This window comes from Streptomyces sp. NPDC007907 (assembly GCF_042959365.1).
GTDB classification, from domain to species: Bacteria; Actinomycetota; Actinomycetes; order Streptomycetales; family Streptomycetaceae; genus Streptomyces; species Streptomyces indiaensis.
In genome coordinates this window covers 348,833-374,384 of sequence record NZ_JBIBKR010000006.1, presented here as the reverse complement: position 1 = coordinate 374,384, position 25,552 = coordinate 348,833, and the positions used below count along the sequence as shown (strand labels likewise).

The 25,552-nt window shown below is 72.7% G+C and carries 25 protein-coding genes; 16 read left to right on the top strand and 9 right to left on the bottom strand.

What is annotated here, in order from left to right; translation table 11 throughout:
• Positions 1 to 14 precede the first annotated feature (14 nt).
• Genes ACFZDI_RS26150 through ACFZDI_RS26130 form a run of 5 tightly spaced genes read left to right on the top strand, consistent with a single transcriptional unit; the run spans position 15 to position 3,611 of the window.
• Complete coding sequence (locus ACFZDI_RS26150) at positions 15 to 1,580, top strand: AMP-binding protein (RefSeq protein WP_391253654.1); 1,566 nt, start codon at positions 15 to 17, stop codon at positions 1,578 to 1,580.
• Positions 1,577 to 2,311 (top strand): enoyl-CoA hydratase family protein, encoded by a 735-nt coding sequence (locus ACFZDI_RS26145; protein ID WP_391253652.1) that lies wholly within the window; start codon positions 1,577 to 1,579, stop codon positions 2,309 to 2,311. Before ACFZDI_RS26150 ends, ACFZDI_RS26145 begins: the two co-directional genes overlap by 4 nt.
• On the top strand, positions 2,299 to 2,910 hold the full coding sequence (locus ACFZDI_RS26140) for a TetR family transcriptional regulator (RefSeq protein WP_391253650.1): 612 nt from the start codon (positions 2,299 to 2,301) through the stop codon (positions 2,908 to 2,910). The genes ACFZDI_RS26145 and ACFZDI_RS26140 overlap by 13 nt, the downstream gene beginning before the upstream one ends.
• A 54-nt stretch (positions 2,911 to 2,964) precedes the next feature.
• Entirely contained in the window at positions 2,965 to 3,213 is a 249-nt protein-coding gene (locus tag ACFZDI_RS26135; RefSeq protein ID WP_391253648.1) for a hypothetical protein, read from the top strand.
• On the top strand, positions 3,210 to 3,611 hold the full coding sequence (locus tag ACFZDI_RS26130; RefSeq protein WP_234849614.1) for a DNA-binding protein: 402 nt from the start codon (positions 3,210 to 3,212) through the stop codon (positions 3,609 to 3,611). The genes ACFZDI_RS26135 and ACFZDI_RS26130 overlap by 4 nt, the downstream gene beginning before the upstream one ends.
• Positions 3,612 to 3,614: 3 nt before the next feature.
• Here ACFZDI_RS26130 and pdxH read toward each other — a convergent pair whose 3' ends face one another.
• Positions 3,615 to 4,283 (bottom strand): pyridoxamine 5'-phosphate oxidase, encoded by a 669-nt coding sequence (gene pdxH, locus ACFZDI_RS26125; protein ID WP_391253646.1) that lies wholly within the window; start codon positions 4,281 to 4,283, stop codon positions 3,615 to 3,617.
• Positions 4,284 to 4,566: 283 nt separating this feature from the next.
• Between pdxH and ACFZDI_RS26120 the strand changes: the two genes are divergently transcribed.
• Positions 4,567 to 5,667: a citrate synthase gene (locus tag ACFZDI_RS26120; RefSeq protein WP_391253644.1), complete on the top strand. Its 1,101-nt coding sequence runs from the start codon at positions 4,567 to 4,569 to the stop codon at positions 5,665 to 5,667.
• 10 nt (positions 5,668 to 5,677) lie between these two features.
• Here the strand turns inward: ACFZDI_RS26120 and ACFZDI_RS26115 are convergent, their stop codons facing one another.
• On the bottom strand, positions 5,678 to 6,196 hold the full coding sequence (locus ACFZDI_RS26115; RefSeq protein ID WP_391253642.1) for an HIT family protein: 519 nt from the start codon (positions 6,194 to 6,196) through the stop codon (positions 5,678 to 5,680).
• A gap of 296 nt (positions 6,197 to 6,492) precedes the next feature.
• Between ACFZDI_RS26115 and ACFZDI_RS26110 the strand changes: the two genes are divergently transcribed.
• Entirely contained in the window at positions 6,493 to 6,906 is a 414-nt protein-coding gene (locus ACFZDI_RS26110; RefSeq protein WP_234850201.1) for a RidA family protein, read from the top strand.
• 141 nt (positions 6,907 to 7,047) lie between these two features.
• Positions 7,048 to 8,505: a PAS domain-containing protein gene (locus ACFZDI_RS26105; protein WP_391253640.1), complete on the top strand. Its 1,458-nt coding sequence runs from the start codon at positions 7,048 to 7,050 to the stop codon at positions 8,503 to 8,505.
• Between the two features lie 207 nt (positions 8,506 to 8,712).
• On the opposite strand, the gene ACFZDI_RS26100 is transcribed toward ACFZDI_RS26105, so the two are convergent.
• Positions 8,713 to 9,468, bottom strand: coding sequence for an SIS domain-containing protein (locus ACFZDI_RS26100; protein WP_234850199.1), 756 nt, complete (start codon positions 9,466 to 9,468; stop codon positions 8,713 to 8,715).
• Between the two features lie 291 nt (positions 9,469 to 9,759).
• Between ACFZDI_RS26100 and ACFZDI_RS26095 the strand changes: the two genes are divergently transcribed.
• Positions 9,760 to 10,452 carry a metal-dependent transcriptional regulator gene (locus ACFZDI_RS26095; protein ID WP_020276329.1) on the top strand — a complete coding sequence of 231 codons (693 nt, stop codon included), beginning with the start codon at positions 9,760 to 9,762 and terminating at the stop codon, positions 10,450 to 10,452.
• 600 nt (positions 10,453 to 11,052) lie between these two features.
• Complete coding sequence (locus ACFZDI_RS26090) at positions 11,053 to 11,991, top strand: alpha/beta fold hydrolase (protein ID WP_391253638.1); 939 nt, start codon at positions 11,053 to 11,055, stop codon at positions 11,989 to 11,991.
• A 22-nt stretch (positions 11,992 to 12,013) separates the two neighbouring features.
• On the opposite strand, the gene ACFZDI_RS26085 is transcribed toward ACFZDI_RS26090, so the two are convergent.
• The 3 genes from ACFZDI_RS26085 to ACFZDI_RS26075 all read right to left on the bottom strand — a co-directional run bounded on the left by ACFZDI_RS26085 (position 12,014) and on the right by ACFZDI_RS26075 (position 15,167).
• Complete coding sequence (locus ACFZDI_RS26085; protein ID WP_234850197.1) at positions 12,014 to 13,606, bottom strand: transporter; 1,593 nt, start codon at positions 13,604 to 13,606, stop codon at positions 12,014 to 12,016.
• A complete protein-coding gene (locus ACFZDI_RS26080; protein ID WP_361116763.1) occupies positions 13,603 to 14,394 on the bottom strand; it encodes an ABC transporter ATP-binding protein in 792 nt (263 codons plus the stop codon). The genes ACFZDI_RS26085 and ACFZDI_RS26080 overlap by 4 nt, the downstream gene beginning before the upstream one ends.
• A 110-nt stretch (positions 14,395 to 14,504) precedes the next feature.
• The gene (locus tag ACFZDI_RS26075; protein WP_234850204.1) at positions 14,505 to 15,167 is read right to left on the bottom strand and encodes a bifunctional DNA primase/polymerase; all 663 of its coding nucleotides are present in this window, start codon (positions 15,165 to 15,167) and stop codon (positions 14,505 to 14,507) included.
• A gap of 305 nt (positions 15,168 to 15,472) precedes the next feature.
• Here ACFZDI_RS26075 and ACFZDI_RS26070 point away from each other — a divergent pair, with 305 nt between their 5' ends.
• Both ACFZDI_RS26070 and ACFZDI_RS26065 read left to right on the top strand, forming a co-directional pair.
• Positions 15,473 to 16,858 carry a transcriptional regulator gene (locus ACFZDI_RS26070; protein WP_234850195.1) on the top strand — a complete coding sequence of 462 codons (1,386 nt, stop codon included), beginning with the start codon at positions 15,473 to 15,475 and terminating at the stop codon, positions 16,856 to 16,858.
• Positions 16,859 to 17,059: 201 nt separating this feature from the next.
• Positions 17,060 to 18,865 carry a hypothetical protein gene (locus ACFZDI_RS26065; RefSeq protein ID WP_391253635.1) on the top strand — a complete coding sequence of 602 codons (1,806 nt, stop codon included), beginning with the start codon at positions 17,060 to 17,062 and terminating at the stop codon, positions 18,863 to 18,865.
• A 42-nt stretch (positions 18,866 to 18,907) separates the two neighbouring features.
• Here the strand turns inward: ACFZDI_RS26065 and ACFZDI_RS26060 are convergent, their stop codons facing one another.
• On the bottom strand, positions 18,908 to 20,221 hold the full coding sequence (locus ACFZDI_RS26060; RefSeq protein ID WP_391253633.1) for an ABC transporter substrate-binding protein: 1,314 nt from the start codon (positions 20,219 to 20,221) through the stop codon (positions 18,908 to 18,910).
• A 117-nt stretch (positions 20,222 to 20,338) separates the two neighbouring features.
• On the opposite strand from ACFZDI_RS26060, the gene ACFZDI_RS26055 reads away from it, so the two are divergent.
• Positions 20,339 to 20,839, top strand: coding sequence for a hypothetical protein (locus ACFZDI_RS26055; RefSeq protein ID WP_234850192.1), 501 nt, complete (start codon positions 20,339 to 20,341; stop codon positions 20,837 to 20,839).
• Between the two features lie 46 nt (positions 20,840 to 20,885).
• On the top strand, positions 20,886 to 21,767 hold the full coding sequence (gene purU, locus ACFZDI_RS26050; protein ID WP_234850191.1) for a formyltetrahydrofolate deformylase: 882 nt from the start codon (positions 20,886 to 20,888) through the stop codon (positions 21,765 to 21,767).
• A 95-nt stretch (positions 21,768 to 21,862) separates the two neighbouring features.
• Here purU and ACFZDI_RS26045 read toward each other — a convergent pair whose 3' ends face one another.
• Together ACFZDI_RS26045 and ACFZDI_RS26040 are read right to left on the bottom strand one after the other, a co-directional pair.
• A complete protein-coding gene (locus ACFZDI_RS26045; protein ID WP_391253630.1) occupies positions 21,863 to 23,545 on the bottom strand; it encodes a zf-HC2 domain-containing protein in 1,683 nt (560 codons plus the stop codon).
• Positions 23,542 to 24,123: a sigma-70 family RNA polymerase sigma factor gene (locus ACFZDI_RS26040; protein WP_391253629.1), complete on the bottom strand. Its 582-nt coding sequence runs from the start codon at positions 24,121 to 24,123 to the stop codon at positions 23,542 to 23,544. Before ACFZDI_RS26040 ends, ACFZDI_RS26045 begins: the two co-directional genes overlap by 4 nt.
• A gap of 362 nt (positions 24,124 to 24,485) precedes the next feature.
• On the opposite strand from ACFZDI_RS26040, the gene ACFZDI_RS26035 reads away from it, so the two are divergent.
• Positions 24,486 to 24,866 (top strand): STAS domain-containing protein, encoded by a 381-nt coding sequence (locus ACFZDI_RS26035; protein ID WP_234849040.1) that lies wholly within the window; start codon positions 24,486 to 24,488, stop codon positions 24,864 to 24,866.
• 168 nt (positions 24,867 to 25,034) lie between these two features.
• The gene (locus ACFZDI_RS26030; protein WP_234849042.1) at positions 25,035 to 25,547 is read left to right on the top strand and encodes an EF-hand domain-containing protein; all 513 of its coding nucleotides are present in this window, start codon (positions 25,035 to 25,037) and stop codon (positions 25,545 to 25,547) included.
• Positions 25,548 to 25,552: the final 5 nt, after the last annotated feature.

Genomic DNA, 25,552 nt, shown 5'->3' with positions numbered 1-25,552 from the left:
AGGAGGAACCAGCCATGTTCCGCAGCGAGTACGCAGACGTCCCGCCCGTCGAAGTGCCCATCCACGACGCCGTCCTGGCCCGGGCCGCCGAATTCGGCGACATCCCGGCGCTGATCGACGGCACCGACGGCACCACCCTCACCTACGAGCAGGTCGACCGGTTCCACCGGCGCGTCGCCGCCGCCCTCGCCGAGGCCGGGGTCCGCAAGGGCGACGTCCTCGCCCTGCACAGCCCCAACACCGTCGCCTTCCCGACCGCCTTCTACGCGGCCACGCGCGCGGGTGCCACCGTCACCACCGTGCACCCGCTCGCCACCGCCGACGAGTTCGCCAAGCAGCTCAGGGACTCGGCGGCCCGCTGGATCGTCACCGTGTCACCCCTGCTGAACACCGCCCGGCGCGCCGCCGAACTCGCCGGCGGCGTACGGGAGATCTTCGTGTGCGACAGCGCGACCGGCCACCGCTCCCTGATCGACATGCTGGCCTGCACGGCCCCCGAGCCGCAGGTCGCCATCGACCCGGCCGAGGACGTCGCCGCCCTGCCGTACTCCTCCGGGACCACCGGCATCCCCAAGGGCGTGATGCTCACCCACCGGCAGATCGCCACCAACCTCGCCCAGCTCCACCCGGCCGTCCCGGCGGGCCCGGGAGACCGCGTCCTGGCGGTCCTGCCCTTCTTCCACATCTACGGCCTCACCGCCCTGATGAACGCACCCCTGCGGCAGGGCGCCACCGTCGTCGTGCTGTCCCGCTTCGACCTGCAACAGTTCCTCGCGGCCGTCCAGAACCACCGCATCACGGCCCTCTACGTGGCCCCGCCGATCGTCCTGGCCCTCGCCAAGCACCCGGCCGTCGCCCAATACGACCTGTCGTCGCTGAAGTACATCATCAGCGCCGCCGCACCCCTGGACGCCCGCCTCGCCGCCGCCTGCTCCCAGCGCCTCGGCCTGCCGCTCGGCCAGGCCTACGGCATGACGGAACTGTCGCCCGGCACCCACGTCGTCCCCCTGGACGCCATGGGCGACGCCCCGCCCGGCACCGTCGGCAAGCTCGTCGCCGGCACCGAGATGCGCATCGTCTCCCTCGACGACCCGGACAAGGACCTGCCCTCGGGCGAATCCGGCGAGATCCTCATCCGCGGCCCACAGATCATGAAGGGCTACCTCGGCCGCCCCGACGCCACCGCCGCGATGATCGACCCGGACGGCTGGCTGCACACCGGCGACGTCGGTCATGTGGACGACGTCGGCTGGCTGTTCGTCGTCGACCGGGTCAAGGAACTCATCAAGTACAAGGGCTTCCAGGTGGCCCCCGCCGAGCTGGAGGCGCTGCTCCTCACCCACCCGGGCATCGCCGACGCCGCCGTCATCGGCCGGTACGACGCCGACGGCAACGAGGTCCCGCACGCCTACGTCGTCCGCCAGCCGTCCGCCGCCGACCTCACCGAGGCCGAGATCATGATGTACGTCGCCGAGCGCGTGGCCCCCTACAAGCGGATACGCCACGTCACCTTCATCGTCGGCGTCCCCCGCGCGGCCTCCGGCAAGATCCTCCGCCGCCGGCTCAGGGAGAGCACATGACGCTGATCGCCCGTACCCGCGCACGGGCCGTGGAGACCCTGGCCCTCGACGCTCCGCACCACCGCAACGCCCTGTCGGCGGCCCTCGTCGGCGAACTGGCCGACGCCCTCACCGACGCCGCCAAGGACCCCGGCGTCCGCGCGGTCGTCCTCACCCACACCGGCACCACCTTCAGCGCGGGCGCCGACCTCAAGGACCCGCCGCCGCCCGAGGCGCTGGTCGCCCTGCTGCGGCAGATCGTCGAGCTGCCCAAGCCGGTGGTCGCCCGCGTCACCGGGCACGTCCGCGCGGGCGGCCTCGGCCTCCTGGCCGCCTGCGACATCGCGGCCGCCTCCACGGAAGCCACCTTCGCCTTCTCCGAGGTCCGCATCGGGGTCGCCCCCGCGGTCATCTCCCTGCCGATCCTGCCCCGCGCCGACCCCCGCGCCCTGGCCCGCTTCTACCTCACCGGCGAACGCTTCGACGCGGCACAAGCGCAGGCGACAGGCCTGCTCACCACGCATGGGGACGATGTCGACACGGTCCTCGACCCCATCCTCGACGGTCTGCGCCGCTCCGCCCCCGAAGCCCTGGCCGAGACGAAACGGCTGCTCACGACTAGGGTGCTGGAAGCCTTCGACCGGGACGCGGCCGACCTGACCGCGCTCTCGGCCCGGCTGTTCTCCTCCCCGCAGGCTCGCGAGGGGATGACGGCCTTCCTCGAACGACGGGATCCGGCATGGGTGGTGTGAGCACGGTCGACCGTGCGGAGAGAGTCCCCAAGCAGGACCGCAGCCGGGCCACCCGGCAGCGGCTCCTCGAAGCCGCCGTGTCCTGCCTCGCCGAACACGGCTGGGCGGGATCCACGGTCTCCGTCGTCGCCGAACGCGCCGGTGTCTCCCGCGGCGCCGCCCAGCACCACTTCCCGACGCGCGAGGACCTCTTCACCGCGGCCGTCGAGTACGTCGCCGAGGAACGCTCCACGGCACTGCGCGCCCTGTTCCCCGACGGCGCGGCCGGCGACCGGCACGCCGTCGTCGCCGCCCTGGTCGACCTCTACACCGGGCCGCTCTTCCGCGCCGCCCTCCACCTCTGGGTCGCCGCCTCCAACGAGGAGCAGCTCCGGCCCCGCGTCACCGAACTCGAATCCCGTGTCGGCCGCGAGACCCACCGCATAGCCGTCGACCTCCTCGGAGCCGACGAGTCCGTCCCCGGCGTCCGCGAATCCGTCCAGGGCCTCCTCGACATGGCCCGCGGCCTCGGCCTCGCCAACCTCCTCACGGACGACGCGGCCCGCCGGGAACGGGTGGTCGGGCAGTGGGCGGGGCTGCTGGAGGAGTCGCTGGGCTGAGGAAGCAGGTGTCAGCGCGGACGCGGGATGCGCATACCGCAGTATGCTCGGAGCATGGCGGACACGACACGCATCACGGTGACACTGCCGGCCGACCAGGTCGCCGAACTCAGGAAGCTCACCGACAACGTCTCCGGCTATGTCGCCGAGGCGGTGGCACGCCAGCTGCGGCATCAGCTGCTCGGCGCCGACCTGATGCGTCACCAGGAGGAGTACGGGGCCTTCACCGCGGAGGAACTGGCCGAGGCCCGCTCCAGGCTCTTCGGCACGACGGATGCCGGCGGTTCGGCGAGTGCTGCTTGATGGAGCACGTCGAGACGGTCGTCCTGGATTCTCAGGGGCTCTCCGCCTGGATCGCCCAGGACCGCAAGACGCTGGCCATGTTCCAGGTGCTGCACGCCATGGGCGCCGATTTCGTCATCGGCGCCAACATCATCGTGGAAGTCAGCCATGCGCGGGTGAACATGCCTCGACTGCAGTGGGCGCTCTCGCGTGTCAAGGTCGAGCCGGTGACCGAGGCCGCCGCGAAAGCGTCCGCGGAACTGCTGAAGGCCGCCGGGCTGCACGGCCACAAGTACGCGATCGACGCGACCGTCGCCGAGGTGGCATTGCGGCAGCCGGGCCCGGTGGCCGTGCTGACGTCCGATGCCGACGACATGGCGCGGCTGTGCGGCGACCGCGTCCGGCTCATCGGCATGTGAGCCTCACGGACTGAGCCGCTCCACCCGCCAGCTGCCGTCCGGCTGCTCCACGTACCGCAGGCGGTCGTGCAGCCGGTTCTCGCGGCCCTGCCAGAACTCCACCGTCTGCGGGGCCACCCGGAACCCGCCCCAGTGCGGCGGCACCGGCACCTGCTCGCCCTCCGGGTAGCGGGCGGCCAGCTCGGCGTACGCGGCGTCGATGTCGGCCCGGGTGGGGATCACCGACGACTGGGCGCTGGCCCACGCCCCCAGCTGCGAGCCGTGCGGCCGGGTGCGGAAGTACGCCGCCGTCTCGTCCCGCCCGGTCCGCCGCGCCACCCCGCTCACGATGACCTGCCGGGCCATCGGATGCCAGGGGAACAGCAGCGAGACGTACGGGTTCTCCGCCAGATCGCGCGCCTTGCGGGAGTCGTAGTTGGTGTAGAAGACGAAGCCCTGCGTGTCGAAGTGCTTCAGCAGCACCGTACGGGCGCTCGTCCGCCCCTCGGCGTCCGCCGTCGAGACGATCATGGCGTTCGGCTCGAACAGCCCGCCGTCCGTCGCGGCCTGCTTGAACCAGCGCGCGAACTGCTCGACGGGTGTCGCGGCCAGCTCGCTCTCGGAGAGGCCCTCGGCCCGGTACTGCTTGCGCATCGAGGCCAGGTCGATGGGGACGTCGTCGCGGTCGGTCACCCGGTCATCTTGCCGTACGGACGGTGTCCTTCGTCACTGCGTGGCACTGAGTGCCGTGAACCCTCCCCAAGCGTGGCACTCGGAGATATCGTTTCGGTGCCGTTCCGGTTGGGTGACCGCCATCCGAACGGGGCATCACAGGGGCAACCGGCCAGGACCGCGAGTCGCCCGTACGACCGTGGATCCACTGGACGGCGCCCGCTTCGCCAGCTGACTGACACATGGTTCGTTCGTCCCACCCCATCACACACCATCTGTCACTTACATCACGAGGAGCCGCCTGATGTCCGACTTCGTACCCGGGCTCGAAGGAGTCGTCGCGTTCGAGACGGAGATCGCCGAACCCGACAAGGAGGGCGGCGCACTCCGGTACCGGGGCGTCGACATCGAGGACCTCGTCGGTCACGTCTCGTTCGGCAACGTATGGGGTCTGCTCGTCGACGGCGCCTTCAACCCCGGTCTGCCCGCCGCCGAGCCGTTCCCCATTCCCGTGCACTCCGGCGACATCCGCGTGGACGTCCAGTCCGCCCTGGCCATGCTGGCGCCCGTCTGGGGCCTCAAGCCCCTCCTCGACATCGACGCCGAAGAGGCCCGCGAGGACCTGGCCCGAGCCGCCGTCATGGCCCTCTCCTACGTCGCCCAGTCCGCGCGCGGCCAGGGCATGCCGATGGTCCCGCAGCGGGAGATCGACAAGGCCCGGTCCGTCGTCGAACGCTTCATGATCCGCTGGCGCGGCGAGCCGGACCCCAAGCACGTGGCGGCCGTGGACGCGTACTGGACGAGCGCCGCCGAGCACGGCATGAACGCGTCCACCTTCACCGCCCGGGTCATCGCCTCGACCGGTGCGGACGTGGCGGCGGCGCTGTCCGGCGCCGTGGGCGCGATGTCCGGCCCGCTGCACGGCGGTGCCCCCTCGCGCGTCCTCGGCATGATCGAGGAGATCGAGCGCACCGGCGACGCCGAGGCCTACGTGAAGAACGCGCTCGACAAGGGCGAACGCCTCATGGGCTTCGGCCACCGCGTCTACCGCGCCGAGGACCCCCGCGCCCGGGTCCTGCGCCGCACCGCCCGCGAACTGGGCGCCCCTCGCTTCGAGGTCGCCGAGGCCCTGGAGAAGGCGGCCCTCGCGGAGCTCCACGCCCGCCGCCCCGACCGTGTCCTCGCGACGAACGTCGAGTTCTGGGCGGCCATCGTCCTGGACTTCGCCGAGGTCCCGGCCCACATGTTCACGTCCATGTTCACCTGCGCCCGCACGGCGGGCTGGTCCGCCCACATCCTGGAGCAGAAGCGCACGGGCCGCCTGGTCCGCCCCTCGGCCCGCTACGTGGGCCCGGGCACCCGCAACCCCCGCGAGATCGAGGGCTACGAGGACATCGCCCACTGACGCCCCCCCGTCACGGCCTCACCCGCCCCCGGGTGAGGCCCCCCGGCTCTTCTGCCCCCGCGAGCCGATCCAGCTCCTCCCCGATGGCCTCCCGCAACCGCTCGTGCGCGGGGCCGAGCGCATACCGCTCGTCGCACCACATCTCCCGCGGATACAGCCACACGGGCAACCGCACCCGCTCCTCGGGCTCCCACGCGTACCGAGGCCACACATGCGCGTGCAGAAACCCGTCGGTGTTCCCGAGGATCTCCAGATTGACCCGCCGGAACCCCTGCTCCACCCGCCGGCAGGCCCGCTCGACGGCCTCTCCCAGCCGGTCCATGTCGGCCAGGAACGCCAGCCGCGCGTTCCGCGGCAGCTCGGACAGCCGCTGGACGGCGGGGTCGTCGGTCAGCAGGACCGAGTAGCCCGGCAGGAACTGCACATCGCCGATCGCCGCGAACCCCGAGTCCAGCCTCCGCAGCACGGCCGGGTTCTCACCCCGCAGGGCGCTGCCGATCCGGTCGTCTCGCCATCCGTCCACCGCCATCGCCCCCGGGCACCTCGCACAACGCAGACGACCCGCGAGTCTGGTTCCTCCGGGGAGGAGCCGGCCGGACGTACCGGCGACTCGCGGGTCGGGTGACTGCTGGAGATCGGGCCGGCTGCGCGCTTCGATCACGCGCTGGTCCGGCACCGCACAGTGTGTGGTGACGGGCCGCTAGCCCGCAGCCACCTCACGCGTCCGGTTTCCATACATCTGCCGAACCACCTCCTCTCTCGTGTACCTGAACCCTAGGAAAGCGTTCGGTCTCGCATCAACCGTTTTTTTGAGACCTTGACTCCATGACGCAGCGGCGGGCGATTCTCAGCGGTTCGGTGTTCGAGGAGCGGATCGGGTACGCCCGGGCCGTCGTGGACGGGGACTGGGTGCACGTCTCGGGGACGACCGGGTTCGACTACGCGCGGATGACGATCTCCGAGGACGTGGTGGAGCAGGCCGAGCAGTGTCTGCGGAACATCGGGGCCGCGCTGGCGGAGGCCGGGTGTTCGTTCGCCGACGTCGTGCGGGTGCGGTACCTGCTGCCCGAGCGGGAGGACTTCGAGGCGTGCTGGCCGGTGCTGCGCACGTGCTTCGGAGAGGTGCGGCCGGCCGCGACGATGATGGTGTGCGGTCTCGCGGACCCCCGGATGAGGATCGAGATCGAGGTGTACGCGCGGCGGGGGAGCGGCGGCGGGTCCCTGCCGTTGATCGACTGAGCGACCGGCCCGGGGCGCCGGCCGGCCGGTCGCCGACCCCGGCGGGACGGCCTCGGCGGCGTTGACGTGGGCATTGCCGCCGTACAACGATTCCTTCAATGTTGTGGGAACCCGGTGTGCGCTGGGTCACGTTCCAGTTGAATGATTGCAAGGAGCGAACCGACGTGCCGTACGTGCGGACGCAGCCTGCAGGGGGTCCAGGTGAGTGCTTCCCGGCGTAGTGGGACCACCGACGAGCTGGGGCCGGACGAGCCCGAGCGGGATGGTTCGGATGGTTCGGATCTGCTTGCCGCTTTGCTGGACGGGATGGACGCGGCGCTGTGCGCGTTCGACGCCGACGGTGTCGTCACGCACTGGAACCGCGAGGCCGAGCGGATCCTCGGCTGGAGCGCGGACGAGGCCGTCGGGCGGCGCGGGCTCGCCGGGTGGGCCGCGCGCAGCGCGGACGCCGAGGAGGTCGAGAGCCGGTTGCTGTCGTCGATGCACGCCTCGGGGCGGCAGGTGCACGAGTTCGCGCTGCTGACCAAGGACGGCGGGCGGGTCCTCGTGCGGACGCAGTCGGCGGCCGTGCGCGGGCCCGACGGGAAGCCGGCCGGTGTGTACTGCGCGTTCAGCGAGGTGCACGCGCAGATCGATCTGGAGCGGTCGATCGCGCTGAGCGAGGCGCTGTTCGAGGACGCGAGCTGGGGTGTCGTCCTGGTGGACGTGGACCTGCGGCCGGCCGTGGTCAACGCGCACGCGGCCCGGGCGCTGGGCACGGGCCGTACGTCGGTGCTGGGGCGCCCGCTCGGTGAGCTGCTGTCGCAGGGCGTGGAGGAGCTGGAGAGCGCGCTGCAGCACGTGCTGGCGGAGGGCGCGCCGCCCGCGCCCGCCGAGGTGTGGGTGACCGTGCGTGCCGTGGAGGGCGAGCAGCGCAGGTGCTGGCGCAGCGGCTTCCTGCGACTGGCCTCGCCGCTCGCCGAGGAGCCCGTCCCGCTGGGGGTGGGCTGGCTGTTCCAGGACGTGACGGAGGCCAAGCAGGCCGAGCAGGAGGCGTCCCTGCTGCGGTTCCGTACGCAACAGCTGCACCGGGCGTCGCGGGCGGCGGCCGAGTGCGAGGACCCGGCCGAGGCGGCGACGGTCCACCTGGACTTCGCCCTGGCCGGTTTCGCCGACCACGCGCTGATCGACCGGGTCGCCGGGGGTGCGCTCAGCGACGCGGAGGCCGAGGGGCCCGTCCGGCTGGTCCGGGTCGCCGCCACGCCGTCCGGCGCGCCGGGCCCGAGCAGCCTGTCCGGGCACGCGGGCCTGCCCGTGCGGTACGCCGAGGGGCACCCGGCCCTGCAGTGCGTGGAGCGGGCGGGGGCCCTGCGGGCGAGCGCGGGCACGGCCCCGCCCGAGGCGGCCCGTGAGTGGGCCGTGGCCCGTCAGTGGCCCCCGGACGCGGTGCACGCGCTGTGCGCGGCGCTGCGCAGCCGGGGCCGGACACTGGGTGTCGTGACGTTCTTGCGGGGCGCGGGCCGCAGCGCCTTCGAGCGTTCGGACGCGCTGTACGCGGAGGACGTGGCGGTGCGGATCGCGGCGGCGCTGGATCTCGCGGGGTTGTCGGGCACGGAGTGAGCGACGCCCGGGGGCGATCCCGCCGCTGCGGGGGCGGGCAGGGTCTCCCGTGTGCCTTCGTGCGGGCGTCGCCGCCGGTTCCGGTGCCGGCGTCCGTGCCGGCCGTGGTGCCGGTTTCGGTCCCCCGGTTTGGGTCCCGGTGTCGTATCGGTCGCGGTGCCGGTTCCGGTTTCGGTGCCGGGTGTCGTGTCGGCCTCGGTACCGGCTTCAGTGCCGGTAGAAGATCCGGTCGCGGTACTGCTCCATGACCCGGGCGTTCCATTCGTGGCCGCCGTCCACGTTGCCGGAGCGCAGCAGGGGCGGTTCGACGCCCCGGTCGGCGAGGGTGGTGGCGGTCGTCGCCATGACGGCCTGGAGGAGGGCCGTGGTGACGACCGTCGAGGCGGGGGCGAAGGGGGCCGGGATGTCGTCGTGGGTGAGTGTCGCGTCGCCGACCGCGATCCCCGAGTCGAGGACGAGGTCGCAGTGGTCCTTGAGGTACGTCCCGGAGGAGTGCCGGGACTTCGTCTCTGAGGCGTAGGCCACCGAGGTCACGCCGATGACCTTCACCCCCAGGGCGCGTGCGCTCATGGCCATCTCCACGGGCAGTGCGTTGCGACCGGACAGGGAGATGATCAGCAGGGCGTCGCCCGCGCGGAGCGGCGAGCTGTCGAGGACGGCGCTCGCGAGGCCGTCGACGCGTTCCAGTGCGGAGCCGAGCGGTGCGGGCATGACGTCGACGCCGACCACGCCGGGCACGACGAGCAGGTTCATCAGGGCGAGGCCGCCGGCCCGGTAGACCAGGTCCTGCGCGGCGAGGGAGGAGTGCCCGGCGCCGAAGGCGAAGAGCCGGCCGCCGTCCGCGACGGTGTCGGCGAGGAGCGTCCCGGCCGCGGTGATGCTGTCGGTCTCCTCGTCGCGCAGCCGCCGCAGCAGGCCGATGGCGGCGTCGAGGAACGGGCCGGCCGACGCGCGGTCGCTCATACGGGGTCCCTTCGGGCAGGCCTGGGCGGCTGGTGTCGCGCATCACGGTGCGGTCTGGACCAGTGCGGTGTCAATACGGCCGGGGGAGCCGCGCGCTTCGACGCGGCGCCCGGTGCCGAGCGCCTTAAGACCCCCGAAGGGGAAGTCCGTACCCTTGCGCGCGGCCGGGTAATCCTCCGCTTCGCCTCCCACGGCACGGTTGTCGGTGGTATCCGGCAGAATTGGGTTCAGGGCCAGCGCACACGCCGGTGAGCCGTCCAGCCTCCGGCAGATCTCATTCGAGGGGCACGTATGTCCGGACTGATCGACACCACGGAGATGTATCTCCGCACCATCCTCGAGCTGGAGGAAGAGGGTGTGGTCCCCATGCGCGCCCGTATCGCCGAGCGGTTGGACCAGAGCGGGCCGACCGTGAGCCAGACCGTGGCGCGGATGGAGCGCGACGGCCTGGTGTCCGTCGCGAGCGACCGGCATCTGGAGCTGACCGACGAGGGCCGCCGGCTGGCGACGCGCGTGATGCGCAAGCACCGCCTCGCCGAGTGTCTGCTCGTCGACGTGATCGGTCTGGAGTGGGAGCAGGTCCACGCGGAGGCGTGCCGCTGGGAGCACGTGATGAGCGAGGCCGTCGAGCGCCGCGTCCTGGAGCTGCTGCGGCATCCGACGGAGTCGCCGTACGGCAATCCGATCCCTGGTCTGGAGGAGCTCGGCGAGAAGGACGGCGCCGACCCGTTCCTGGACGAGGGCATGGTGTCGCTGGCCAGCCTCGCTCCGGGCGCCGAGGGCAAGACGGTCGTGGTGCGCCGGATCGGCGAGCCGATCCAGACGGACGCGCAGCTGATGTACACGCTGAGGCGGGCGGGCGTGCAGCCCGGCTCGGTGGTGAGCGTGACGGAGTCGGCGGGCGGGGTGCTGGTGGGCAGCGGCGGCGAGGCGGCCGAGCTGGAGTCGGACGTGGCCTCCCACGTGTTCGTCGCCAAGCCCTGAGCCCGGCCGTCCCCCGCGCCGGGGCTGATGCCAACTCCCGCTGTGTGTGCGGTTGTTGTGGCGTCGGAGGTCTCTTGGCGTGATCCGGACCGAATCCGGTGTGCAGTCCTTCGAACGGCAGCGCGCGTCCGCTTCCCGTGCGAGGCTGTCGCGTGAGGCATATGACCTGAGGGCTCTGGGCCGCGGCTCGACCGTGAGGCCGCCCGGCCGGGGAAGGGGCGGGAGGATGTGCCGTGAGGACGCGGAGGGCCCCGGCGCCGTGTGGCGCCGGGGCCTGTCCTCCCCTGTGCTGACCCGGAGCCCCGAGCTCTCAGGGTCATTCCCCGCGGACCGGTTTCCCCGAGCGGTCCGCCCCCCGCTGAAGATCTCCCCGCGGAAGCGGCGATCAATCCCCGAGGATGGTCACTCGAACGAGGGGTGTTGTCCGCGAGAACCTCATCCTCGAAAGCGCATTCGATAGTCTGCGGGCGGCGCACGGCACAGGTGCACCGAGGCGCACGGCAACCAGCACGGCAGAAGGCACAGCAGGCAGAACACGGTTCACAGGACCGGCCGGCTCGGAAGGGCCGCGGTCCGCGCGAAGCTTGGGGGGTGCCAGACATGGCGCGACGCATCGACGTGACCGGCACGGGCGGCGTACGCCTGGCGGCCTGGGAGTTCGGCGACCCGCCCAAGACCGACCCGGCGCAGGACGGCCAGGGGGCGTACGACGGGCACACCGCGCCGGAGGGCTCGCCCGGCGTGCTGTTACTGCACGGCCTCATGGGCCGCGCCTCGCACTGGGCGTCCACCGCCCGCTGGCTGTCCGCGCGCCATCGCGCGATCGCCCTCGACCAGCGCGGTCACGGCCGCAGCGACAAACCCCCGCAGGGCGCCTTCACACGGGACGCCTACGTCGACGACGCCGAGGCCGCCCTGGAGGAGCTGGGCCTCGCCCCGGCCGTCCTCGTCGGCCACGCCATGGGCGCGCTGACCGCCTGGCAGCTCGCCGCCAAGCGCCCCGACCTGGTCCGCGGACTGATCATCTGCGACATGCGGGCCTCCGCGCTCGGAGCCGCATCGCAGCGCGAGTGGAGCCAGTGGTTCGACTCCTGGCCCCTGCCCTTCGCCACGCTCGCCGACGTCCGCAAGTGGTTCGGCGAGGACGACCCCTGGGTGGAGCGGCCCAATCCGGCCCGCGGCGAGTTCTACGCCGAGGTGATGGCCGAGTCCCCGGACGGCTGGCGCCCGGTCTTCGAGCCGGAGCAGATGCTCCGCTCCCGCGAGACGTGGGTGTACGACGCGCACTGGGAGGAGCTGGCCCAGGTCCGCTGCCCCGCCCTGGTCGTGCGCGGTCTGGACGGCGAGCTGGGCCGCGCCGAGGCCCAGGAGATGGTCCGCGTCCTGCCCCGCGGCCAGTACGCGGAGGTCGCCGACGCCGGCCACCTGGTGCACTACGACCAGCCGGAGGCCTGGCGCGCCGCCATCGAGCCGTTCCTGGACTCGCTGGGCGACGGCGACGGCGACGGCGACAGCAACGGCGACGACCGCGAAGGCTGACGGCCGGCCACCGGCGGGCGGGTCACCCCTTGCTGACCGCCGCCAGGATCTCCGGCAGCCGCCGGGCCGTCCGCGGAGCGGCCAGTTTCAGCCCCGCCGCCGTGAGCGCCGCCCCGTACGCCGTGCCCACCGGCAACAGCAGCCACGCCCAGTCGTCGCCGTCGGCGCTCACGTTCAGCCAGATCGTGAGCGCGATGACGGGCGCGCACAGCAGCGCGGCCGACATCATCCCGCCGAAGATGGAGATCCAGGCGAGCCCGGTCTGCCCGGGGGCGACGTTCTTGTAGCCCTCCTGCGGGATGGAGTAGGGGAAGCGGGCGGAGGTCCACGCCCCGGTCGCGAGCATCGCGCCGAGCAGGGCGAAGGACAGCCCCAGCGCCTCCGGCAGCCGCCGCCAGTCGCCCAGCATGGCCGTCGTCAGAACCGTCACGAGCGTGGCGTACGGCAGGGTGATCAGCAGCAGGGCGTACGCCCGGGCGCGCAGCTCGACGTAGGCGTCCCGGGACGAGGAGATCGTCATCGCGACCATCCAGAACGCCGAGGTGTCCTGCCCGAACTGGTTGTACATCTGGATGCCGAGCATGCCGGCGGCGAAGCACGCGAAGTACACCGACCCGGTGCCCTGCCAGGCGTTGAACACCGGCACGATCAGCCCGATGGCCAGCGACGTCACCCAGGCGGTCTTGGTCTTCGGGTCGCGCCAGACGTACCGCAGGCTGCGCTCCATGACCGTGCCCGTGCGGCCCGCGGGCAGCAGCCGGGCGAGCCCGGTCGAGGCCCGCTCCTTGGCGGCCGCCTCGGCGCTCGGCAGGGTGGATCCGTCGGGCGAGGTCATCAGCCGGGTCAGATGCCGCGACCAGAGGGCCAGGAGCGCCACCAGCGCACCGGCGGTCAGCGCCAGCTGCGCGGCGGCGAGCCCGTAAGAGCCCTCGGACACCGCGTGCACGGCCCCGACCGCCGACGCCGGCGGCACCCACTGCAGGACGTGCGCCGGCGGGTCGAGTTCACCCAGTCCCGACTGTCCGAGCCGCTGGGCGCCGAAGTTGACGATCTGCGCCCCGACCGCGATGACGAGCCCGCTGAGCACCGCGAGGTCCCGCCCCTTGCGGCTGGTCAGCAGCCGTACGTTGGCGGCGGCGACGGCTCGCGCGAGGGCCACGCACACCAGCAGGGCCAGCGCGACGGCCACCCCGCCCACCACGAACGCCGCCCCGCCCCGCGCCACCGCGATCACGGAACCGACCAGCAGGCACAGCGTGAAGAGCGGCCCGATGCCCACCAGCGAGGCCGTGAGCAGGGCCCGCACCAGCGGCCGGGGCCGCAGCGGCAGCATCACCAGCCGGGTCGGGTCGAGGGTCTCGTCACCGCTGGGGAAGAACAACGGCATCACCGCCCACCCGAGCCCCAGCACCGCCACGGCGAGCACCACCACCGACTCGGCGTGCGCGTGGCCGCGCAGTGCGATCAGGCCGATCAGCTGGAGCGCGGCGAACAGCAGGGCGAAGACGGCCGAGGTGATGTAGGCGGCCTTCCGCCCGCCGGACTGCCGCAGCCCGTTGCGCAGCAGCGACAGTTTCAGCCGTACGAAGACGGGGGTGATCGCTTCGGTGCTCACCGGGCCCCGCCACCCAGCCAGTCGAGATCGGATCCGGCGTCCCGGCTCTGCGCGCCGACGAGTTCGAGGAAGGCCCGTTGCAGCGAGGGCGCGTCCCCGCGCACCTCGGCGAGGGTGCCGGTGGCGCGGATCCGCCCGGCGGCCATCACCGCGACCCAGTCGCACAGCGACTCGACGAGCTCCATGACGTGGGAAGAGAACACGACCGTGGCGCCCGAGGCGGTGTACCGCTCCAGGACACCCCGGATGGTCTGGGCGGAGACGGGGTCGACGCCCTCGAACGGCTCGTCCAGGAACAGCACTTCGGGATTGTGGAGGAGAGCGGTGGCGAGCCCGATCTTCTTGCGCATGCCGGTCGAGTAGTCGACGACCAGCTTGTGCTGGGCCCCGGCCAGGTCGAGGACGTCCAGGAGCTGGGTGGCCCGCTTGTCGACCTCGGCGCCGGGCAGTCCGCGCAACCGCCCGTTGTACGCCAGCAGTTCCCGGCCCGACAGCCGCTCGAACAGCCGCAGCCCCTCCGGCAGCACCCCGATCCGGGCCTTCACTTCGACGGGGTCCCGCCACACGTCGTGCCCGACCACCTCGACGGTCCCGTGGTCGGGTCGCAGCAGCCCGGTCACCATCGACAAGGTGGTGGTCTTCCCGGCCCCGTTCGGCCCGACGAGACCGATGAACTTGCCCGCGGGCAACTCCAGATCGACCCCGGCGACAGCGACCTGCTGCCCGAACCGCTTCCAGAGCCCCCGCACACGCACAGCACTGACTCCCACCGCGCCTCCCTCCGTCACCTTGCACCCTACGGTTTCGGTGACGCCTCAGGGGCGCGGGGAACTGCGCGATCAACCACGGACGGACCCGCAGCCGCCACGCAACGACAACGGGGCAGACGTGGGGGCGCTCAGCGATCCCGCCCGCACGCATAGGCCAACGGCGAGATCAACTCCTCCGCATCCGGCAGCCACCGATTGGCCGGGGTCGGCCGGCAGGCCCACTGCACAGCCCCCCGAGACCCGAACCGCGTGGGCGGCGCAGCCACATACGCCCCCTCACCCAGCACCGCCAGATCCAGCGACGACACCGACCACCCCAGCTTCCGCACCAGGTCGGGCACCTTCACCCCGGCCCCCGGCAGCACGAAGAACTCCATCCGCCGGTCCGGGGTGAGCGTCACCGGCCCGAGCGTCAGCTCCATCCGCTCCATCCGCGCCAACGCCAGGAACCCGGCCGTCTCCGGCACGGAGATCGCGTCGAACGTCCGCCCCGTCGGCAGCAGGATCGACGCCGTCGGCTGCCTCTGCCACATCCGCCGCGCGACCGTCGCGCTGCCCGTCGCCTGCGTCGCCCAGTCCGGACGCGCCGGGTGCGAGCCGGGCGCCGGACACGCCGCGTCACCGCAGGAACAGCGCTGGCTGCCGTCGAGGGCTTCCAGCCAGGTGCCGGGGAACACGTCCCAGTGGCGCTCCTCGGTGTAGCGAACAGCGGTCTCCAGCAGCGAATCCCCGCGCTGCTTCGGGATCTGGGCGGCTTCGGTGCCGGCGATCGTCTCTTCCACGATGAACACAACTCTGGTCGTCACCAGGGGTTACGCCCACCCGTGTGCGCGGGGGAGAGCATCGCCCCTGTTCGCGGGGCGCATGGGTGCATGTGCGGGGGCGCGCAGGAGGATCCGTCGCGGAGCTGGGTAGCCACGAGTGGGGCCGGCAACAGCCGATACCCCGGCATTCCTCACATGCCTCGCATTTTCGTCTGGTCGGCGGGGCATTGATCTTCACGGCCGGATCTCTTCGCCGGGACGTGAGGGGTACGGCCGCGGAAGACACGTCAACTCGGTGCGTGGGCAGGCACCGCAGCCTCAGGGGGTACGCCATGGCCGCAAGGCCGCTCGTCGCCCGGCAGCCGAACGAACGGCTCCAGGCGCTCATCCAGGAAGCCGGATGCTCCAACGCCGGCCTGGCCCGCCGGGTCAACATGTGCGGTGCCGAGCACGGCCTCGACCTGCGCTACGACAAGACGTCGGTGGCGCGCTGGCTGCGCGGACAGCAGCCGCGGGGCCGCGCGCCGGCGATCATCGCCGAGGCCCTGGGCCGCAAGCTCGGCCGGACGGTCACGATCGACGAGATCGGGATGGCCAACGGCAAGAACCTCGCCTCGGGCGTGGGTCTCCAGTTCTCGCCGACGGTGCTGGGCGCCATCGAGCAGGTCTGCGAGCTGTGGCGCAGCGACGTGGGGCGGCGGGACTTCCTGTCCGGCTCCTCCGTCGCCTCGTCCGCGCTGGTCGAGCCCAGCCGGGACTGGCTGATCTCCGTGCCCGACGCGCAGGTGTCGCGCACGGCGGGGCCGCGGGTCGGGCAGTCCGACGTGCAGGCCGTGCAGGCCATGACGCAGGCGCTGGTGGACCTCGATCACCAGTACGGCAGCGGGCATGTGCGGCCGGTCGTCGTGCACTACCTCAACAGCGTGGTCTCGGGACTGCTGGCGGGGTCGTATCGGGAGGCGGTCGGGCGGGACCTGTTCGCCGCCGTGGCCCGGCTGACGGAGCTCGCCGGGTACATGGCCGTCGACACCGGGCAGCCCGGTCTGGCCCAGCGCTACTACATCCAGGCGTTGCGGCTGGCGCAGGCCGCGGGGGACCGCGGCTACGGCGGGTACGTCCTCGCGGCGTCCATGAGCCATCTCGCCGCGCAGCTCGGAAACCCGCGGGAGATCGCGCAGTTGGCACGGGCGGCGCAGGAGGGGGCGCGGGGGCGCGTGTCGCCGCGGGCGGAGTCGATGTTCCTCGCGGCTGAGGCGCGCGGGCACGCCCTCATGGGCGACGTGCGCGCCGCGCATTCGTCGGCGGGGCGCGCGGTGAGCGCCCTGGAGGCCGCCGACCCGGCCGCCGGTGACGACCCGGTGTGGATCGCGCACTTCGACGAGGCCTATCTCGCCGACGAGTTGGCGCACTGCCACCGGGACCTCGGACAGGCCGACGCGGCGGCCCGGTGTGCGCAGGAGTCGCTGGCCGGGCATCCCCGGACGCGGGCGCGCCGCCGCGCCATCGGCTATGTGCTGCTCGCCACGGCGCAGGTGCAGCAGCGTGAGATCGAGGAGGCGTGCAACACCGGCATGAAGGCCGTGGAACTGCTGGAGGGGCTGCGTTCCAACCGGGGCGCCGAGTACCTGGAGGACTTCCAGCAGCGGCTGGAGCCGTACCGGGACGAGGCGGTGGTGCGGGAGTTCGGGGCGCGACTCGACTTGCAGGCGGCGGCGTGAACAGAGGGTCTGCGAATGCGTGAACGTGAAGGAAACGGCCGTTCGGCGCGAGGGAGGTGACGTGGGCGACATGCCGTGAGCCGCCGGTGTTACCGCGCTCACAGGGCGGGCGGTCGGGCCCTGTGCTGCGTGGCACGGGGCTCTGGGGACCCGGTAGCGTGACCCGACGATTCACAAGGTCCCCCATAAGTAGGAGTCCCGGTGACGCAGAGTGGACAGGGCGAGGAGCCCTCGGCGCGCCCCGCGCGCGAAGGCATCGTGCTGCCCTCCGACGGTGGCGAACCCCTGCTGCCGGGCATGTCGGGCGGACCCGCCGACGCTTCCGGCCGCCGGCCCGCCCCGCCCTCGGCGGGCGGGCCGGCGGCGGCGGCCCCCGCGGAGGGCCAGACGTGGGGCCAGCCGTGGGGCCCCGACCAGCAGCAGACCTCGCCCCCGCCGCCGGGCCAGACCTGGCAGTCCCCGTCGCAGCAGTGGAGTACGCCGGAGCAGCCCGGGTGGGACGCCCAGGCCCCGGGTGCCCTCCCCCCGGAGGGCGGTCAGGCCCCGAACCCGTACCCCGGCACACCGGCCGACCCCGGCCCGTACGGCACGCCACAGCAGTCGGCCGGCACCGACGGCTACGCCTCGTACGGAGCCCAGGGCGGCGGCGCCCCCCTGCCTCCGGAGGGCTCCGGCACGCCCGGATCCGGCCGCCCGCCGCAGTCCGCCGCCGACTACGGGCAGCCGCCCGCCGCGGGACCGTACGGCGCCCCGGGCGGGGGAGCCGCGCAGCAGCAGGGTGCCGGCGCGTACGGGGCAGGCCCGCAGCAGCCGGGCGCCGACGCCTACGGGGATGGCCTGCCGCCTGCCTCCGGTGCGTACGGGGCCCCGGCCGGGGGCGCCCCCCTGCCCGCGCCCGCTGACGAGGGCGCGACCCCGTACATACCGCCCGTCGCGGGCGACGCCGCCGCGGCCACGCAGTATCTGCCGCCCGTCGCCCCGGCCGCCGACGAGGGGGCGACCCAGTACATACCCCCGGTGACCCCGGGGGCGCTGCCGCCCGAGATGCCCGCCGGGGAGGACCCGGAGGCGACGCGTTTCCTCGGCACCGGTCCCCTGGCCGGAGCCGGCGCGGGGCCGCTGCCGCCCGCCTCGCATCCGGACGCCGAGGCGACGCAGTACATCCCACCGGTGCCCGGCGGTGGCGACAAGCAGCCGCCCGCCGGGTTCGAGAACCTCTTCCGCGACGACCGGGGCGCCGAGGGCCCCGCCGGGGCCACCCAGCAGATGCCCCGCATCGAGCAGCCGCAGCAGCAGTCCCAGCCGCAGGCTCCGTACGGCGCTCCGCAGCCGTCCCACGCCCCGCCGGCCGGAGGCCGCTCGCGCGGGGGCCGCACCGGATCGCGCGTGCCCGTCATCGCCGCCGTCGGCATCGGCATCGCCGTCCTCGGTGTCGGCGCGGGCGCGCTGCTCGCCGGTGGCGGGGGCGGCGGTGACGACGAGGGCGGCGACAACAAGACCGTGGCCGCCTCCGCACCCGCGACGGACGACTCCGCGTCGCCGTCGGCCGACCCGGCCCGGGCCCAGGCGGTCGAACTGGACAAGCTGCTCGCCGACAGCGGCAACAGCCGCAGCACGGTGATCAACGCGGTTGCCGACGTCAAGCGCTGCGACGACCTCCCCCAGGCCGCCAAGGACCTGCGCGACGCGGCCAAGCAGCGCAACTCGCTGGTCACCCGGCTCTCCGGCATCGAGGTCGACAAGCTCCCCGACCATGCCGCGCTGACCACCGCCCTCACCAAGGCCTGGCAGGCCTCCGCCTCGGCCGACAACCACTACGCGGCCTGGGCCGACCAGACGGCCGGCAAGAAGGGCTGCAAGAAGGGCCAGGCCCGCGCCACGGGCCAGACCCAGGCCGGCAACCGGGCCAGCGGCATCGCCAGCACGGAGAAGACCAAGGCGGCCGGACTGTGGAACGGCATCGCCAGGAAGTACGGCCTGACCGAGCGCCAGCCGACCCAGCTGTGACGGGGAGGACCCGCCCGGCGTGAACTCACCGGGCGGGGACGCTCAGGAGTTCACGTCGGCGTTCTCCAGCGTCCTGGTCGTGTCGATGAAGCCCTTGCGGGCCGCGACGAGCCGCCCGTCCCGCACCACCTGAAGGGTCACGTTCGCGTTGACCAGGCGGGGGAAGCCCACCCCGGCGAGCTTGTCCTGGAAGCGCCACCGCAGCGTCGGGGTGAGCCCGCCCGTCTCGACTTCCAGGCCGTCGTCCAGGGCCTCCGCCACCGTGTCGGCACTCACCTCGCCGTCGCCGAGCGACTCGACGATCTGCCGGAACACCGTGTAGGCGATCCACGTGGTCTGCACTCCGGCGTCCGCGGGGTCGATGCGGTTGTCACCGAAGGCCTCCTCGCGGATCACCCGCTTCATCCCGTCCCAGCGCGGATCGGTCGCCACCGGGTACCAGCCGGTGATGTACGAGCCCTCGTAGGGCCCCGACGCCCCGCCGGTCGCGTCGATCACCGTCTGGTCGACGCTGCCCAGCACGGTGGCCGTCCGCACCTCGGGGTAGTCCTCGCGGGCCCGCCGGAAGGAGTCCATGAAGGTGCCGTTGCGGTCCCCCAGCGCGGGCACCACGCACCCGTCGTCCGTCCCGCCGGCGGTGGTCGTGCGCAGGGCCCGGCCGGCCTGTCCGTCGTACTCGGTGGCGTCCTCCGCCGCCCGCTGGTCGGTCGAGGCGCGGTGCCCGCCCGCCTTCAGACCGGAGTCGAGCAGCGGGGGCAGCTGGTCGCCCGCGATGGTGTCGGGCCGGATCAGCGCGACGGGCCCGCAGTCGGCGAGGGCACTGCCCAGACCGGCGAGCAGCGCGGGCTGTCCGCCGTTGACGGGGTAGGACAGGGGGCTGGTGAACTCGGCGTTGGTGATGCCGTAGCCGCCTATGTAGGGGATGCCCGCGCCCTCCAGCGAGGGGAAGAAGGAGTCCGCGTACTGGCTGTAGGATCCGACGACCGCGACCACGTTCTCCTTGGCCGCACGCCGGGCGCACTTCGCGGCGGCCACGCTGTCGTTGTGGTCGTTGCAGGTCAGCACGTCGAGCTTGCGGCCGTTGATCCCGCCGTTGGCGTTGATCCAGCGGGCGTAGGCGCGGGCGAAGGCGGGCATGCCGGGCTTGTTGGTGGCCTTGGTGTCCTGCGGGGCCCAGGTCATGACGGTGATGGTGTCGTCGTCCCCGACTCCCCCCGTGGTGCCGGGGACGACCCCGCATCCGGCGAGGAGCGACGCACACGCGACCGCCGCGCCCGCGCAGAGGACGGCGCCTCTGGCGTGGCGGGTGAGGAGGCCGGGGAGGAATGTGCTGCGGGTGCGTCGCCTGCCGGTCATGCATCCGCACGATTCCGTCACACGGCTAACCCGTGCGTGATGTCCGGTCAACAATGGGTGACGCGCAGGTGAATTGCGGGGGCCTGTGGGAGCCATATGGAGGGGAACGTACGATCGATGACCGTGCAAGCTTCGGAGAACTCTTCCCGTCGTGGCCGTCGCTCCTCCACCATGGGCGGCATGCCTGTCAACGACATGCCGTGGTGGCGCTGGCGCAGCAACGTGCGCTCGGCGCTGCACATGCTCTCCGATCCCGGGTTCCAGCGGGACGTCTGGCTGGCCGGCGTGGACGGCTACGGCGACGTGACCGACGCGGTGTACCGGCTGGTCGAGGACACCTGGCTGGACCACTGGTCCGCCGAGAAGTACGTCGGCACGATCTTCCGTGACTCGCAGGAGGCGGCCCTCGTCGACACCGCGGTGCTGCGGGTGCTGCGGATCATGCACCAGGTCGGTCCCGACGCACCGGTCGCCGCGTACCTGGAGCACGAGGCGTGGCCGGAGGCGGTCCAGGCGGCCCGGGACGCGCACGTGCGGCTCGCCGCGAGCGACGGCGAGGAGCCGGACGCGGCGCCGCGCAGCCTGGAAGTACTGCGGATCATGACCAGGTCCGCCTAGCGGGACGATTGCCGGTGGTGTCGTTCCTTGTGGGAACCTGTCCTGCATGAACGAGCAGTCCACCAGCGCCGCGGTCCCGGCCGACCAGTACGTCCTCACCCTTTCCTGCCCTGACCGCAAGGGCATCGTGCACGCCGTGTCGAGCTACCTGTTCATGACCGGTTGCAACATCGAGGACAGCCAGCAGTTCGGCGACCACGACACGGGACTGTTCTTCATGCGGGTGCACTTCTCGGCGGACGCCCCCGTGACCGTGGAGAAGCTGCGGGCGAGCTTCGCGGCGATCGGTGACTCCTTCCAGATGGACTGGCAGATCAACCGGGGCGACCAGAAGATGCGCATCCTGCTGATGGTCAGCAAGTTCGGGCACTGCCTGAACGACCTGCTGTTCCGCGCGCGGACCGGGGCGCTGCCGGTGGAGATCGCCGGAGTGGTGTCGAACCATACGGACTTCGCCGAGCTGGTGGGCTCGTACAACCTCCCCTTCCACCACATTCCGGTGACGAAGGACACGAAGGCCGAGGCGGAGGGGCGGCTGCTCGACATCGTGCGTGAGGAGGGTGTCGAGCTGGTCGTGCTCGCGCGGTACATGCAGGTGCTGTCGGACGACCTGTGCAAGGCGCTGTCCGGGCGGATCATCAACATCCACCACTCGTTCCTGCCGAGCTTCAAGGGGGCGAAGCCGTATCACCAGGCGCATGCGCGGGGTGTGAAGCTGATCGGTGCGACGGCGCACTATGTGACGGCCGATCTCGACGAGGGGCCGATCATCGAGCAGGAGGTCGAGCGGGTCGGGCATGACGTGACGCCTGAGGGGCTTGTCGCGATCGGGCGTGATGTGGAGTGCCAGGCGCTGGCCCGGGCTGTGAAGTGGCATGCCGAGCGGAGGATTCTGCTCAATGGGCGGCGGACGGTGATCTTCGCCTAGCGGGCGGGTTTGTTCCGTTTCGTGGCGCGTGCGGGCTGTTTGTGGCTTGTCGCGCGGTTCCCCGCGCCCCTTCGGGCGCGTCCCTGAGGGCGGGGCTACATCCGGCTGAGTGAAGCGGCTGCGAACAGGACGTCTCTGATCGCCTCTTTGTCACCCACCTGGCCGGCCGCCGCCTCCTGGGGAGGGACGTGGCCGGCGGCCAGGCGGCAGAACTCGACGCCGTCCAGGGCCACGTGGGCCACCTCGTGCTCGGCGGAGCCCTTCGCCCCGGGGGAGTCCAGCGGGATCAGCCACTCGCCGCCGCCCGAGCCCTCGATCTCCAGCCGGAGACTGCGGCCCGGTTCGCCCGCGGCGACCAGGTGGCGGTGGTGGGCCGGGGCGGCCAGACCGGCCCGGCGGCGCTGGGCCAGAGCCGTCGGCAGCATGCGGGCCGCCAGGTCGATCATGCGGTGCAGATGGCGCGGCGACGGCGGGTCGTAGGGGTAGTCGACGGCGTCGGCGATGTCCTCCGCGTGCACCCAGCACTCGAAGGCGCGGTCCAGCATCGCGTCGGGCAGCGGCAGTTCGAAGTCGCCGTACGACACCGGCGTCCGCTCGGCGCCGCCGCCCGTGAAGGACACCGTGCGCACGAGGCTGTGGCTCTGCTCCCGCCAGGGCGCGCGCACGGACCGGGTGGGCGGGAAGTGGGAGGCGCGCCAGAACGCCTCGGTGCGGGCCGCCGGTGTCGGACGCCGGGCCGGGGCGTCGCCCAACGGGTCGTCCAGACCGAGCGCGACCCCCACCAGGCCGTCGACGCAGAGCAGGTGCGCGATGACCCCGGCGACGGTGGTGCGGCGGCTCGTCGACTCGTCGGAGCGGAACCAGCGCAGCCGTACCGGCGCATGCCACTCGGCGTCGCCGAAGTCCTGCAGCAGCGCGTCCAGTCGCGCGGTCTCGGCGTCGTACGCGGCGGCCCACTCCGGCACGGGGACGCGTGGCGGGCGCCGCTCCAGGCAGGTGTCCAGGACGCGGGTGCGCAGCCCCGGGTCCAGGTCGAGGCTCTCGGGGCGTTGCAGCAGTCCGACCGCCTCGCGCAGCCGCCGGGCCTCGTCGGCGCAGGAGCCGCACGCGCCGAGGTGCTCCTCGACGGCCGCGGCCTCCTCGGCCGAGCACGCGGCCAGCGCCCAGGCGCCGAGCAGGGCCTTCAGCACGGGGTGTGCGAAGACGGGCGGGGCGGGCGGCGGTGGCGGGTCACCGAGGTCCCCCGTCGCGGGCAGCGGCAGCCCGCTGTCCTCCACGGAGACCCGGGGCGTCGGTATCCGCGCCGAACGCCCACGCTCCGCCCCCTCCCCGGACGCGGCCCGCCCCAGCCCGCCGGTGCTTTCCGGTGTGTCCGGTCCGCCGGTGCTTTCCGGGCTGCCGGGCGTTCCGGGCTCGTCCGGTCCGCGGGTGCTTTCCGGGCTGCTGGGCGTTCCCGGCCCGCCGGTGCCTTCCGGGGCCTCCGGCCTGCCGGGGCCTCCCAGCCCGTCCGACCTGCCCGATCCTCCCGGGCTGCCGGGGTTTTCCGGTGTGTCCGGTCCGCCGGAGTCTTGCGGGCTCCCGGAGCCGCCCGGGCCGCCCGGGGCGGGGGCGTTCTCGGCATCTCCGTCCGGGGTGCCGTTCTCGTCCCGTGTGCCGCTCTCGTGCTGGAGGGCGCCCACATCCCTGATGCCGTCCCCGTCCCGGGGGTCGGCCTGCTCGTCGTGGTCGTTCTCCCCCTCGTCGCCGTCGTACGCCTCGAAGCGGTCCGGTCCGTTCACACCGCACCCCCGTATCCGGGCGGGGCGCCCGGAGGTTCGGTGTCGTGGGCGGTGGAGAGCAGTTGCAGGCCGAGCCGCAGGCGGCGGCGGGCCTCGTCCTCGGTGATGTCGAGGTCCGTGGCCGTCTGGCGGTAGTCGCGGCGCTGGAAGTAGGCCCGCTCCAGGGCCGAGCGCAGCGGGACCGGCATGGACTGGACGATGTAGTCGGCGCGGGCGGCGACCGAGGCGCGGCGCACCCTGTGCTCCAGTTCCTCCGCCGTGCCGCCGCCGTCCCGGGCGAGGGCGGCGGTCTCGGTGGCGCGCAGCCGTTGTACCGCGAGCCGGTGCGTCAGGGTCGCGACCCAGGTGCGCAGCGGCCCCTGCCTGGGGTCGTAGGAGTCGGGATGCTCCCAGACATGGGCGAAGACCTCGCGGGTGACGCCGTCGGCGGCCCGCTCGTCGCCGAGCACGCGGTGGGCGAGGCCGTGCACGAGGGAGGCGAACCGGTCGTAGAACTCACCGAGGGCGGCCGCTTCGCCGCGGGCGAGCCGCTGCTGCATGGTGCGGTCCCAGCGAGGCGGTACGTCCTTTTTCGCCATGCGGCCCCCTCACCCCCTGCTCGTGTTCCGCGCCCGTGCTGTGTCCAGCCTCAGTCCGGCGTCTCCTCGAATGTAGTCGGCACGTCCGCTCACGCACGCCCCTTTGTGGCAATGTGCGCCCCCTGACCGGCCGCAGGTGGTAGAGGACGGCCGGCGCTCGCACCGCATGCCTTTGGGCTCGCGCCTACCCCACCGACCGTCGATCAGGCCTGACTGAAGAGGATCGAACAGGATCGAAGCCGACTAAAACAAGCCTCTTCCGCGGGGGATCCGTTTTCCGGGGTGCGTTTCAGGGAACCGCCGCTGGGCAGCCGCGCTGCAAGGAAGCGTAGGGTCTGCTTCCGGTTTGGCGATCGAAGGGCGTGGTGGTGACCTTCAAAGTGACCGGCGGCGAGCAGGGCGAATGGGCCGTGCTCCAGGTGTCGGGCGAGCTGGATCTGGTGACGTCACCGATGCTGCGTCAGCGCGTGCACGACGTGGTGGCCGAGGGTTATCACTGTCTCGTCCTGGATCTGTCCGAGGTGTTCTTCTGCGACTCCAGCGGCGTCGGCGTGCTCATCGCGGCCCGCCGGCTGATCCGCTCGTGCCAGGGCCGGCTGCGCCTCGTGCTGCCCGCCCGCGGCGCGGCCGACGGCTCCCACGTCAACCGGGTCCTCGGCGCGCTGGGCGTCCGCAGGCTGTTCGACGTGTACGGCGACGTGGAGGCGGCCCTCGGTGACGAGGGCGAACCCCTGTCCGCGTGACGGCCCGGTGACGCACCGTACGGCGAATGTCGCCGTTCCGACACGCCGTTGTCCCGGAATTCCCCCGGTCTTGGCACAAGTGACGTTTTCCCGCGTCCGAACGGCACCCTCCGTCGTACGCTCCGACCGAGACGCACCCCACCCGACGTAAGGCGGCCCGAGAGAGACATGGTCAGCAGCGAGTACGAGAGCAGGATCGCCGCCCGGTTCGCCACCTTCGACCAGGACGGCAACGGCTACATCGACCGCGAGGACTTCTACGGCGCGGCCAAGGCGCTGCTCACGGAGTTCGCCGTGGCGGCCCGGTCCGACAAGGGCCAGGCCCTGTACGGCGGTGCCGAGGCGTTCTGGCAGGGCATGGCCGGGATAGCGGACCGCGACGGCGACCAGCGCATCACGCGCGAGGAGTTCGTCAACGGCGCGGTCAAGCGCCTGCGCGACAACCCCGACCGGTTCGCCGAGATCGCCCGCCCCTTCCTGCACGCGGCCCTCGACGTCGCGGACACCGACGGCGACGGCGCGGCGACGGTCGACGAGGCCGGACGCGTCCTGAAGTGCCTGGGCGTTCCCGAGGACGTCGCCGGACCGGCCGCCGCCACGCTCGACACGGACCATGACGGCAAGGTCGGCGAGGCCGAGGTCGTCCCGGCCTTCGCCCGCTACTTCACCGTGCCCGAATAGCCCGG

Excerpts from the sequence above, each read along its gene's own strand:
- ACFZDI_RS26105 (WP_391253640.1), top strand. The coding sequence starts at position 7,048 with ATGATTGCAAGGAGCGAACCGACGTGCCGTACGTGCGGACGCAGCCTG.
- ACFZDI_RS26135 (WP_391253648.1), top strand. The coding sequence starts at position 2,965 with ATGGCGGACACGACACGCATCACGGTGACACTGCCGGCCGACCAGGTC.
- ACFZDI_RS26055 (WP_234850192.1), top strand. The coding sequence starts at position 20,339 with ATGACCGTGCAAGCTTCGGAGAACTCTTCCCGTCGTGGCCGTCGCTCC.
- ACFZDI_RS26030 (WP_234849042.1), top strand. The coding sequence starts at position 25,035 with ATGGTCAGCAGCGAGTACGAGAGCAGGATCGCCGCCCGGTTCGCCACC.
- ACFZDI_RS26115 (WP_391253642.1), bottom strand. The coding sequence starts at position 6,196 with ATGGCGGTGGACGGATGGCGAGACGACCGGATCGGCAGCGCCCTGCGG.
- ACFZDI_RS26110 (WP_234850201.1), top strand. The coding sequence starts at position 6,493 with ATGACGCAGCGGCGGGCGATTCTCAGCGGTTCGGTGTTCGAGGAGCGG.
- ACFZDI_RS26140 (WP_391253650.1), top strand. The coding sequence starts at position 2,299 with ATGGGTGGTGTGAGCACGGTCGACCGTGCGGAGAGAGTCCCCAAGCAG.
- ACFZDI_RS26100 (WP_234850199.1), bottom strand. The coding sequence starts at position 9,468 with ATGAGCGACCGCGCGTCGGCCGGCCCGTTCCTCGACGCCGCCATCGGC.
- ACFZDI_RS26090 (WP_391253638.1), top strand. The coding sequence starts at position 11,053 with ATGGCGCGACGCATCGACGTGACCGGCACGGGCGGCGTACGCCTGGCG.
- purU (WP_234850191.1), top strand. The coding sequence starts at position 20,886 with ATGAACGAGCAGTCCACCAGCGCCGCGGTCCCGGCCGACCAGTACGTC.
- ACFZDI_RS26040 (WP_391253629.1), bottom strand. The coding sequence starts at position 24,123 with ATGGCGAAAAAGGACGTACCGCCTCGCTGGGACCGCACCATGCAGCAG.
- ACFZDI_RS26120 (WP_391253644.1), top strand. The coding sequence starts at position 4,567 with ATGTCCGACTTCGTACCCGGGCTCGAAGGAGTCGTCGCGTTCGAGACG.
- ACFZDI_RS26095 (WP_020276329.1), top strand. The coding sequence starts at position 9,760 with ATGTCCGGACTGATCGACACCACGGAGATGTATCTCCGCACCATCCTC.
- ACFZDI_RS26150 (WP_391253654.1), top strand. The coding sequence starts at position 15 with ATGTTCCGCAGCGAGTACGCAGACGTCCCGCCCGTCGAAGTGCCCATC.
- ACFZDI_RS26070 (WP_234850195.1), top strand. The coding sequence starts at position 15,473 with ATGGCCGCAAGGCCGCTCGTCGCCCGGCAGCCGAACGAACGGCTCCAG.
- ACFZDI_RS26145 (WP_391253652.1), top strand. The coding sequence starts at position 1,577 with ATGACGCTGATCGCCCGTACCCGCGCACGGGCCGTGGAGACCCTGGCC.
- ACFZDI_RS26060 (WP_391253633.1), bottom strand. The coding sequence starts at position 20,221 with ATGACCGGCAGGCGACGCACCCGCAGCACATTCCTCCCCGGCCTCCTC.